General features: G+C 68.6%; 7 protein-coding genes. 2 read left to right on the top strand and 5 right to left on the bottom strand.

Annotation, left to right across the window (positions count from 1 at the left end; translation table 11 throughout):
* Window positions 1–23: 23 nt before the first annotated feature.
* Both hrpA and LMI96_RS00190 read left to right on the top strand, forming a co-directional pair.
* The gene (gene hrpA, locus LMI96_RS00195) at window positions 24–3,938 is read left to right on the top strand and encodes an ATP-dependent RNA helicase HrpA (protein ID WP_228360068.1); all 3,915 of its coding nucleotides are present in this window, start codon (window positions 24–26) and stop codon (window positions 3,936–3,938) included.
* Window positions 3,939–3,966: 28 nt separating this feature from the next.
* Window positions 3,967–4,908 (top strand): NADP-dependent oxidoreductase, encoded by a 942-nt coding sequence (locus LMI96_RS00190; protein ID WP_228360067.1) that lies wholly within the window; start codon window positions 3,967–3,969, stop codon window positions 4,906–4,908.
* Window positions 4,909–5,046: 138 nt separating this feature from the next.
* Here LMI96_RS00190 and mmsB read toward each other — a convergent pair whose 3' ends face one another.
* The 5 genes from mmsB to LMI96_RS00165 all read right to left on the bottom strand — a co-directional run bounded on the left by mmsB (window position 5,047) and on the right by LMI96_RS00165 (window position 11,001).
* Window positions 5,047–6,291 (bottom strand): multiple monosaccharide ABC transporter permease, encoded by a 1,245-nt coding sequence (gene mmsB, locus LMI96_RS00185; protein ID WP_223720593.1) that lies wholly within the window; start codon window positions 6,289–6,291, stop codon window positions 5,047–5,049.
* A 23-nt stretch (window positions 6,292–6,314) separates the two neighbouring features.
* Window positions 6,315–7,844: a multiple monosaccharide ABC transporter ATP-binding protein gene (gene mmsA / locus LMI96_RS00180; protein WP_223720592.1), complete on the bottom strand. Its 1,530-nt coding sequence runs from the start codon at window positions 7,842–7,844 to the stop codon at window positions 6,315–6,317.
* An 84-nt stretch (window positions 7,845–7,928) separates the two neighbouring features.
* Window positions 7,929–9,056: a multiple monosaccharide ABC transporter substrate-binding protein gene (chvE, locus tag LMI96_RS00175; RefSeq protein WP_308015737.1), complete on the bottom strand. Its 1,128-nt coding sequence runs from the start codon at window positions 9,054–9,056 to the stop codon at window positions 7,929–7,931.
* A gap of 65 nt (window positions 9,057–9,121) precedes the next feature.
* On the bottom strand, window positions 9,122–9,814 hold the full coding sequence (locus LMI96_RS00170; protein WP_223720867.1) for an L-ribulose-5-phosphate 4-epimerase: 693 nt from the start codon (window positions 9,812–9,814) through the stop codon (window positions 9,122–9,124).
* Between the two features lie 170 nt (window positions 9,815–9,984).
* The gene (locus tag LMI96_RS00165) at window positions 9,985–11,001 is read right to left on the bottom strand and encodes a LacI family DNA-binding transcriptional regulator (RefSeq protein WP_223720591.1); all 1,017 of its coding nucleotides are present in this window, start codon (window positions 10,999–11,001) and stop codon (window positions 9,985–9,987) included.
* Window positions 11,002–11,006 lie beyond the last annotated feature (5 nt).

Genomic DNA, 11,006 nt, shown 5'->3' with positions numbered 1-11,006 from the left:
GGCTCGGGTTAGCATCGAAGGCTGTGTCCACGCCAGAACCCGTCATCTCCTACCCGCCCGAGCTGCCCGTCAGCGCCGCGCGGCACGAGATCGCGCGCGCCATCGCCGAGAACCAGGTCGTAATCGTCGCCGGCGCGACCGGTTCGGGCAAGACGACGCAGCTCCCGAAGATCTGTCTCGAACTTGGCCGCACCCGTATCGCGCACACCCAGCCGCGGCGGATCGCGGCCCGCACGATCGCCGAACGGATCGCGAGCGAGTTGCAGGTGCCGCTCGGCGGCGCGGTGGGCTACAAGGTGCGTTTCACCGACAAGGTCTCGGCCGACACGGTCGTCGCCCTGGTCACCGACGGCATCCTGCTCAACGAGATCCATCGCGACCGGCTGCTCCGCCGCTACGACACGATCATCATCGACGAGGCGCACGAGCGCTCGCTCAACATCGACTTCCTGCTCGGGTATCTGCGCCGCATCCTGCCCGAACGTCCCGACCTGAAGGTCATCGTCACGTCCGCGACGATCGACCCGGAGAGCTTCGCCCGCCACTTCGCAGACGCGAACGGCGTGCCCGCCCCGGTCGTGGAGGTGTCCGGGCGCACGTATCCGGTCGACATCCGGTACCGCCCGCTCGTTCCGGACGCGGTCGACCCCGATGAGCCCGACGACGACGAACCCGGCGCTCCCGCATCCGGTGACGAGGACGAGGTCTCCGCGATCGTCGCAGCCCTCCGCGAACTCGATCGCGAAGCCCCGGGCGATGTGCTCGTGTTCCTGCCGGGCGAGGCCGAGATCCGGGACGCCGCGGATGCCGTCCGTGGCGCCTACGCGAAGGACGCGGCCCCCACCGAGGTGCTGCCGCTCTACGGGCGCCTGTCGGCTGCCGAACAGCACCGGGTGTTCGAACGGTCGACCGTCGCCGGTGTGCGCCGCCGCGTGATCCTCGCCACGAACGTCGCCGAGACGAGCCTGACGGTTCCCGGCATCCGGTACGTCGTCGACGTCGGCACCGCGCGCATCTCGCGGTACAGCAACCGCACCAAGATCCAGCAGCTGCCGATCGAGGCGATCTCGCAGGCCTCGGCGCAGCAGCGCGCCGGCCGCGCCGGCCGCACGGCACCCGGCATCGCGATCCGGTTGTTCTCCGAGCAGGACTTCGAGCGGCGGCCCGAGTTCACCGAACCCGAGATTCTCCGCACGTCGCTCGCGTCGGTCATCCTGCAGATGCTGTCGCTCGGGTTCGGCGACATCTCCGCGTTCCCCTTCCTGACCCCGCCCGACTCGCGCGGCGTCCAGGCCGCGTTCGATCTGTTGGTCGAGCTCGGTGCGGTGCAGCGCACGCGGCAGAGCACCACGCTGACGCCGCTCGGTCGTGAGATCTCGCGGCTGCCGATCGACCCCCGTTTCGCCCGGATGCTGATCGCCGCGCGCGAGGACGGCGTCCTCCGCGACGTGCTCGCGATCGTCGCGGGCCTGTCGATCCAGGACGTCCGCGAGCGGCCCGAGGAGCGGCGGGAGGAAGCCGATCGCCAGCACGCCCGCTTCACCGATCCGACGAGCGACTTCCTCACCCTCCTGAACCTCTGGAACCACCTGCGCGAGCAGCAGTCCGAGCTCGGCTCGAGCGCCTTCCGGCGCCAGTGCCGAGCGGAGTTCCTCAACTACGTGCGCGTGCGCGAGTGGGTCGATGTGCACCGGCAGCTCAGTCAGCTGATGAGCCTGCCGCGGAACGCCGGCGATTCCGGCGGCGGGAGCGCGGATCCGGATGCGGTGCATCGCGCCATCCTCTCCGGACTCCTCTCGCACATCGGCGTGCTCGATGAGCGCGAGAAGCCGCGCGACGGCCGCGCGGCCAAACCGGAGTATCGGGGTGCGCGCGGCGCGCGTTTCGCCCTGTTCCCTGGGTCGGGACTGCGCAAGAAGCGCCCGCAGGCCGTCATGGCGGCGGAGCTCGTGGAGACCAGCCGGTTGTTCGCTCGCACCGCCGCGGCCATCGATCCCGAGTGGGCCGAGCCGCTCGCGGGCGATCTGGCGAAACGGCAGCTGAGCGATCCGCACTGGTCGAAGGATGCGGGCGCCGCGGTGGCCGTCGAGAAGGTCACGCTTTTCGGCGTCGAGATCATCCCCCGCCGCCGCGTGCAGCTGGCGCGCTTCGATCGCCCGCTCGCGCGGGAGATGTTCCTCCGGCACGCGCTCGTCGAGCAGGAGTGGGATCCCTCCGCTTTCCCGAAGACGCTCACGGCCTTCGCCCGACGCAATCATGAGCTGCGCCGCCGACTCGAGAAGGTCGAGGAACGCGAACGACGACGCGACATCCTCGCTGGCGACGAAGCGGTCTACGCGTTCTACGACAGCCGGCTGCCCGCCGACGTCTTCGACGTGCGATCTTTCGAATCGTGGTGGCGCGACGCCGCGACCCGCACACCGAAGCTGCTGGATCTCACCGAGGACGATCTGCTCGAGAAGAACTCGCGCGCCGACGAACGCGATTTCCCGACGCGCTGGACGCAGGGCGACCAGGTGCTGACCCTGGCGTATCGGTTCGAGCCGGGTGCGGCCGACGACGGCGTGACCGCGGTCGTCCCGATCGCTCTGCTGGCGCAGATCCGCCCCGACGGCTTCGACTGGCAGGTACCCGGGATGCGCGACGAGCTCATCACGGCGCTGCTTCGCGCGCTGCCCAAAGCGATCCGACGTCACGTGGTGCCGGCGGCCGACTGGGCCGCTCGATTCGCCGAGGACCTGACCGAGGCCGGACCGGAGAATCACGGCGGACTCCCCCGCGAGACCCTCGCCGCCGCGCTCGCCGCCCGCATCCAGCGGGTGGCGAACCAACCGGTGACCGCGGCGGACTTCGAGTTCGACCGTGTTCCCGCGCACCTGTCGATCTCGTTCCGCGCCGTCGACGAGCGCGGGCGCCCGGTCGGCTCCGACCGGGATCTCGTCGCCCTGCAGGAGCGGTTCGCGGATCGCGCGCGCACCTCGGTCGCCCGTTCCCTCGCGCGTCCCCGCGCGGGCGCACCGGCCGCGATCGCCGCGGTCTCGGGCGTCGCCCCCGCGGCATCCGGTGCGGTGACCGAACGCACGGGCCTGACCGACTGGTCGTTCGGCGACCTGCCGGCGCTCGTCGACTCACCCGTGGCCGGCGGCATCGTCCGCGGGTACCCGGCCCTCGTCGACGCGGGCGCGTCCGTGACGCTCCGGGTGGAGGCGACCCCCGAGGCGGCCGCGCGCGAGACGAGGGCCGGCGTGCGGCGCCTCGTGCTGCTGGCCGTGCCCTCACCCGTGTCGTACGTGCTCGATCACCTCACCGCGAGCGAGAAGCTCGCCCTGGTCACGTCGCCGTACCAGAACGCGAAGGCTCTCGTCGAAGACGCCCGCGTGGCCGTTGCCGATGCCGTCATCGCGGGCATCGCCGCCGACGGCATCGTGCGTGATCGCGCCGGGTTCGAGCGGCTGCGCGACGCATTCTCGGCGGCCGTCACCGACGAGCTTTTCCGCACCGTGTCGCTGAGCGCCCGCATCCTGCTCGCCCTCCGCGAGGTCGAGCGCGCCATGAAGCAGCAGAACTCGCTGACGCTCCTCGGGGCGCTCGGAGACGTCCGCGGGCAGCTCGCCGGACTCGTCTACCCCGGCTTCCTGTCGCGGACGGGGCTCGCGCGCCTCGCGCACCTGCCGCGGTATCTGCAGGGCGCGAAGGAACGCGTCGAGGCCCTCGCGGATCAGCCCGGACGCGACCGCGCCCGCATGACCGAGTTCGAGCGGATCGCGGATGGGTACGCCGAGGCGGGCGGCACAATCCCCCTGCCCGCGGATGCGCCCGCCACTCTCGTTCGCGCCCGGTGGCTGCTCGAGGAGCTGCGGGTGAGCCTGTTCGCGCAGCGCCTCGGGACCGCCGAACCCGTGTCGGCGCAGCGCATCGCGAAGACGCTCCGGGAATAGCCCCGCGGATGCGCCGGTTTTCCCGAAGATGACACAGGCGATCGTCTACTCCGAACACGGCGGGCCCGATGTGCTCCGCCTCATCGAGCTCGACACCCCCGCCCCCGGGCCCGGGCAGGTCGCCGTCCGCGTCGAAGCGGCCGGCGTGAATCCGATCGACGGCAAGCTGCGTTCGGGCTTGCGCGGACCGGGGCCGATGACGGCGCCGCGCCGGATCGGTAATGACGGCGCCGGTGTCATCACCGCCGTCGGCGAGGGCGTCGACGGGTTCCGTCCGGGCGACGAGGTCGTTCTGTTCGGGGCGAGCGGCGTCTACGCGACCGACGTCGTCGTGACGGTGTCGGCCGTGCAGCCGCGGCCTCCGCAGGTGAGCGCGGCGCAGGGCGCGGCCCTCGGCATCCCGGTCGGCACCGCCTACCAGTCGCTCCGCTCCCTCGCGGTGGGCCCGGGCGACACCGTGCTCGTGCACGCCGGATCGGGCGCCGTCGGACAGGCTGCTATCCAGCTCGCCGCGCTCTGGGGCGCGACCGTCATCGCCACCGCCTCGCCCGCGCGTTTCGACCGGCTCCGCGAGCTCGGCGCCGTCCCGGTGGCCTACGGCGACGGCCTCGAAGAACGCGTTCGGGCCGCCGCGCCGCAGGGCGTGACCGTCGCCCTCGATGCCGCGGGCACCGACGAGGCGATCCAGACTTCGCTCGCTGTCGTCGCCGACCCCACGCGCATCGCCACGATCGTGCGCGGTCCGGATGCCGCGGGATTCGGCATCCGCGCATTCTCCGGCGGCAGCCCCGAACCGCTCACCGACCAGCAGCAGGCGTGGCGGGCCGAGGCCGTGCCCGTGGTGCTTGCTCTGATGGCCGCCGGTCGTTTCACGGTCGAGCTCGGCCCGGAGTTCGCCCTCGCGGACGCCGTCGAGGCGCACCGTGTGCTGGCATCCGGAGCGAACGGCAAGATCACCCTCGTTCCCTGAGCCACCGGCACCGACCGCGAGACCGCAACTGCGCGACGAGACGTTGGTTCTGAACCAACGTCTCGTGCCCCATCTGCCGTCTCGCGGCACAATCACGAAGAGCCCCGTCCGATCGGACGGGGCTCTTCGTGTGCGGGCTCAGTTACCGGAGCGGCGCTTGTTGTAGACGTCGAACGCGACGGCGAGGAGCAGAACGAGGCCCTTGACGGCCTGCTGCCACTCGATGCCGATGCCCATGATCGACATGCCGTTGTTCAGCACACCGATGATCAGACCACCGATGATCGCGCCGCCGATGGTGCCGACACCACCCTGCACCGCCGCGCCACCGATGAAGGCGGCGGAGATCGCCTCGAGCTCGAAGCCGTCACCGGCCTTCGGACCGGCGAGGTTCAGGCGAGCCGTGAAGATGAGGCCGGCGAGCGCCGCCAGGAAGCCCATGTTGACGAACAGCCAGAAGTCGACGCGACGGGTCTTGATGCCCGACAGTTCGGCGGCGTGGCGGTTGCCACCGATCGCGTAGATGTGACGACCGAACACGGTGCGGTTCATCACGATGCCGTAGACCATCACCAGCACCGCGAGGATGATCAGCGTGACCGGGATGCCCTTGTACGAGGCGAGCGCCCAGGCGAACCAGCCGATGACGACCGAGATGAGGGCGAGCTTCAGCACGAACCACGCGAGCGGCTCGGTGTCCTGACCGTACTTCTGTCGGCCTCCGCGTGTGCGGAACTGCTGCACGATGAGGGCGACGATCGCGACCGCGCCCAGCACGAGCGTGAACAGGTCGAGGTCCGCCGCACCGAACACGTCGGTGAGGAAGCCGTTGCCGAGCGCACGGTACTCGTCGGGGAACGAACCGATGTTCGCGTTGCCGAGCACGACGAGCGCGAGGCCGCGGAAGATCAGCATGCCGGCCAGCGTCACGATGAACGCGGGAATGCCGACGAAGGCGATCCAGAAGCCTTGCCACGCACCGACCAGCGCGCCGATGCCGAGCGAGAGGATGACCGACAGCCACCACGGCAGGCCCATCTGCACCGCGAATACGCCCGAGACGGCGCCGACGAACGCGGCGACCGATCCGACCGACAGGTCGATGTGACCGGCGATGATGATCATCACCATGCCGATGGCGAGAACGAGGATGTAGCCGTTCTGCACGACCAGGTTCGAGATGTTCTGGGGCCTCAGCAGGATGCCGTCGGTCATGATCGCGAACAGCGCCACCACCGCGATGAGCGCGATGAAGATGCCGTTCTTGCCGAGGTCGCTGAGCACGTGGGTCAGCCAGCGGGTGAACCGGTTCTCGGTGGGGTTGACGAGGCCGCCGGCGGCGGTCGACGAGTCGCCCGGGGAGGGGGTGATGTCATTCGACATGAGTGTGAGTCTCCTGCAAGCCCCTAGCGGGGCTTCTCCATGGTCATGAGCTTGAGGACGGATTCGGGGGTGGCCTGCTCGATCGGCAGTTCGCCGGTGATGCGACCCTCGGAGAGGGCGTAGACGCGGTCGGAGATACCGAGCAGCTCGGGCAGCTCGGAGGAGATCACGATGATCCCCTTACCCGCGGCCGCGAGCTTGTTGATGATCGTGTAGATCTCGTACTTCGCTCCGACGTCGATCCCGCGAGTGGGCTCGTCGAGGATCAGCACGTCGGGATCGGAGTAGATCCACTTCGACAGCACGACCTTCTGCTGGTTGCCGCCGGAAAGCTTGCCGGTCTTGGCGAGCACGTTCGGGGCCTTGATGTTCATGCTTTTGCGGTACTCGTTGGCGACCTTGAACTCTTCGTTGTCGTTGACGAGCCCTGCCTTCTCGAGCTTCTTCAGCGACGCCATCGAGACGTTGCGCTTGATGTCTTCGATGAGGTTCAGACCGTAGGTCTTGCGGTCCTCCGTCGCGTAGGCGAGGCCGTTGTCGATGGCTTCGGAGACCGAGCGCATCTTGACCTCCTTGCCCCGCATGAAGGCCCGGCCGGTGATGCGGGTGCCGTAGCTCTGACCGAACAGACTCATCGCGAACTCGGTGCGGCCGGCGCCCATGAGGCCCGCGATACCGACGATCTCGCCGGCGTTGACGGTGATCGAGACGTCGTCGACGACGACGCGGGTGGGGTCCTGGGGGTGGTGCGCGGTCCAGTTCTCCACGCGCAGCAGCTCTTCGCCGATGTGCGGTTCGTGATCGGGATAGCGGTGCTCGAGGTCGCGACCCACCATGTCCTTGATGATGCGGTCCTCGGTGACGTCCGCCTTCGCGATCGTCTCGATGGTCTTGCCGTCACGGATGACGGTGACGGTGTCGGCGACCTTTTTGATCTCGTTCAGCTTGTGGCTGATGATGATCGACGTGATGCCCTGCCCGCGCAGGCTCAGGATCAGCTCGAGCAGGTGATCCGAGTCGTCGTCGTTGAGGGCGGCGGTCGGCTCGTCGAGGATGAGCAGCTTGACTTCCTTCGAGAGCGCCTTCGCGATCTCGACGAGCTGCTGCTTTCCGACACCGATCTGCTTGACCGGCGTCGTCGGGTTCTCGCGGAGTCCGACGCGCTTCAGCAGCGCGGCGGCCTCCTGGTTGGTCTTGTTCCAGTCGATGATCCCCAGCGCGTTCTTGCGCTCGTTGTTGAGGAAGATGTTCTCGGCGATCGACAAGTACGGGCTCAGCGCCAGCTCCTGGTGGATGATGACGATGCCCTTCGCCTCGCTGTCGCGGAGGTTCTTGAACTGCACCTCCTCGCCCGCGTAGACGATTGTGCCGTCGTACGTGCCGTGCGGGTAGACGCCCGACAGCACCTTCATCAGCGTGGACTTCCCCGCGCCGTTCTCGCCGCAGATCGCGTGGATCTCTCCACGCTCGACGGCGAAGTTGACGTTCGACAGCGCTTTCACGCCGGGGAACGTCTTGGTGATGCCACGCATCTCCAGGATGTGCTCGACCATCCGTACTCTCCTTGCCAGGTTGCCTGGTCGGTCGGGCCCAGCCGGGCGGCTCGCGCCGCCCGGCTGGGCCGTCTCATTGCGGTCTTAGCCGCCGATTTCGTCTTCGGTCCAGTAGCCGCTGTCGACCAGCGTCTCCTTGATGTTGTCCTTGACGACGATCTGCGACTCGAGCAGGTACGAGGGAACGACCTTCACGCCGTTGTCGTAGTCCGTCGTGTTGTTGACCTCGGGCTCTTCGCCGTTGAGGATCGCGGCCGCCATGTCGACGGCGACCTTGGCCAGCTCACGCGTGTCCTTGAAGATCGTCGCGTACTGCTCGCCCGCGTTGATCGCCTTGACGGAGTCGAGCTCCGCATCCTGACCCGAGATGATGGGCCATTCTGCGCCGGTCGAGTATCCCGCGCCCTCGAGCGCCGAGATGATGCCTCGCGAGATGCCGTCGTAGGGCGAGAGGATCGCGTTGACCTGCGTGCCGTCCGAGTAGTTCGCCGTGAGGATGTCTTCCATGCGGCTCTGGGCGGTCTCGCCGTCCCAGCGGAGCGTGGCGACCTGCTGGAAGTCCGTCTGACCGGACTTCACGACGAGCGTGTCGTCGTCGATGTAGGGCTGGAGGACGTCCATCGCACCGTTGAAGAAGAACGTGGCGTTGTTGTCGTCGGGCGAACCGGCGAACAGCTCGATGTTGAACGGGCCGGCGGGGGCGCCGTCGATCGGGGTGCCGTCGAGCTCGACGAGTCCGAGACCGTTGAGAACCGACCACGCCTGCTGCTGACCGACGACGAAGTTGTCGAAGGATGCGTAGTAGTTGACGTTCTCGCTGTCGCGGATGAGGCGGTCGTAGGCGATGACGGGGATGTCGGCGTCTGCGGCGCTCTGCAGCACCTCGGAGAGCGTGGTGCCGTCGATCGAGGCGACGATCAGGGCCTTGGCGCCCTTGGTGATCATGTTCTCGATCTGCGAGACCTGCGTGGGGATGTCGTCTTCTGCGTACTGCAGGTCGACGGTGAACCCCTGGTCTTCGAGCTGGCTCTTGACGGCGTCGCCGTCCTGGATCCAGCGCTCGGAGCTCTTGGTGGGCATTGCGACGCCGATGAGGCCGCCGTCGCTCTCGCCACCGCTGCCTCCGGTCGAGCCGCCGCCGCCGCATGCGGAGAGCATGAGGGCGCCGGCGGTGAGGGTGGCCGCAGCGAAGAGGATCTTCTTGGCTTTCACTGTCGTTCCTTTCCAGGTGACTGCACTGTCTTGGTGGGTGTTTCGGGTGACCGCGCCCAGGTGGGCTACCGGCGGTCGTCGGTGTTCTGTCCGTACACGTTCTGGTATCGGGAGTAGAGCGCGTCGATCCGTTCCTGAGGGAGCGGGACGAGCGCACCGCCCTCACGGGCGATGTGTACGGTTCGGGCGGCGTCCTCGCACATGACGGCCGCTTTCACGGCGTCTCGCGGGCTGACGCCGATCGTGAAGGGGCCGTGGTTCTGCATCAGCACGGCGCGGGAGCGGTGACCGCGGAGAGTGTCGACGATCCCGCGGCCGATCGAGTCGTCGCCGATGATCGCGAACGGTCCGACCGGGATGGGCCCCCCGAACTCATCGGCCATGCCGGTGATGACGCAGGGGATCTCTTCACCGCGCGCGGCCCACGCGACGGCGTAGGTCGAGTGCGTGTGCACGACCCCGCCGACCTCGGGCATGTTGCGGTAGACGTAGGCGTGTGCGGCCGTGTCGCTCGAGGGAGCGCGGTCGCTACCCGGGGTGCCCTCGACGACCGCGCCGTCGAGCGTGCACAGGATCATGTTCTCGGGGGCGAGGTCATCGTAGGTCACGCCGGAGGGCTTGATCACGAAGAGATCGGCACCGGGAACACGGCCGGAGACGTTGCCGCCGGTCCAGACGACGAGGCCGTTGCGCACCAGTTCGGCGTGCAGCGACGCGACATCGGCGCGGACCCGGGCGATCGCCACTTCGGTCTTCACCCCGGTGACGTAGAGGTCGCGCTCGTCGGCGGATGCGGACACGGGTTGACTCCTTCGTCTGTCGTAACCCCGGTGTGACGATCAATGTGACCGTTCACATTGCGCCACTGTAGCCCACGACCGCGGGCGGGTGTCAACCTGCGCTGGTCTCGGATTGATAACGGCCGGAATCAGCGCGGGAGAAGCGCCGCGGACGAACCGCGCACGATCAATTCCGGCACGATCGTGCTCGCCGCCGGCTCCACGCCGTCGGCAGGACCGAGCAGCAGATCGACGCAGCGACGCCCGAGTTCCGCGAAATCCTGCCGCACAGAGGTCAGCGGCGGCCAGAAGTGCGCGGCCTCCGGGATGTCGTCGAACCCCACGATGCTGATGTCGCCGGGCACGTCCAACCCCTCCGCCCGCACGGCGTGCATGAGCCCGAGTGCCATCTGATCGTTCGAGGAGAACACCGCGGTGAAGTCACGAACGCGCAGCAGTTCCCGGCCCGCGTAGTACCCGAAGTCCGCCGTCCAGTCCCCCAGGATCGGCGCCGTCGTGGGAATGTCGTGGGCGCTCATCTCCTCGAGGAATCCCCGCATCCGCGCCTCGGCCTCGATCCAGTCCTGCGGGCCGGCCAGGTGGTAGATGCTGCGATGCCCGAGTTCGATCAGGTGCCGCGTGGCGAGGCGCGCGCCCGCGATCTGGTCGACCGACAGCGCGTGCTGGGGATCGAGCTCGGGCGACTGCAGGGTCACGTACGGAATGTCGAGGGGCTGGGCCTCGAGGGCCCGAAGAACGCGCACCTGGGGCGCGATCACCACCAGGCCCTCGATCGACTGCGCCGTCAGATGCGCGAGGCCCGCGGGAATCGATGCCGGGTCGTTCGGCACGATGTTCGCCGTGCTCACCCAGTAGCCGCGGGCTCGCGCGGCTTCTTCGATCGCCGCGATGCTCGACGCCGGGCCGTACTGCGTGCTGGAGGCGGAGAGGATTCCGATGGTCTGCGACCTGCTCGTCACCAGGGCACGAGCGGCGCGGTTCGGACTGTACTGCAACCGCGTCATCACCTCGATGACGCGCTCGCGCGTCTCGGGCCGGATGCTCGGGTGGTTGTTGATCACGCGCGAGACCGTTTGGTGCGAGACCGCCGCGAGGCGCGCGACATCGCGGATGCTGGGTCTGCGACCCGCCGCCTCGTCGCTCATGGGGT

Origin of the sequence: Microbacterium sp. cx-59 (genome assembly GCF_020805625.1) — a bacterium.
GTDB lineage: Bacteria > Actinomycetota > Actinomycetes > Actinomycetales > Microbacteriaceae > Microbacterium.
Note: the sequence above shows the minus strand (reverse complement) of the source record. Positions and strands in the feature narration are given on the sequence as shown.

Excerpts from the sequence above, each read along its gene's own strand:
- LMI96_RS00190 (WP_228360067.1), top strand. The coding sequence starts at position 3,967 with ATGACACAGGCGATCGTCTACTCCGAACACGGCGGGCCCGATGTGCTC.
- mmsB (WP_223720593.1), bottom strand. The coding sequence starts at position 6,291 with ATGTCGAATGACATCACCCCCTCCCCGGGCGACTCGTCGACCGCCGCC.
- mmsA (WP_223720592.1), bottom strand. The coding sequence starts at position 7,844 with ATGGTCGAGCACATCCTGGAGATGCGTGGCATCACCAAGACGTTCCCC.
- LMI96_RS00165 (WP_223720591.1), bottom strand. The coding sequence starts at position 11,001 with ATGAGCGACGAGGCGGCGGGTCGCAGACCCAGCATCCGCGATGTCGCG.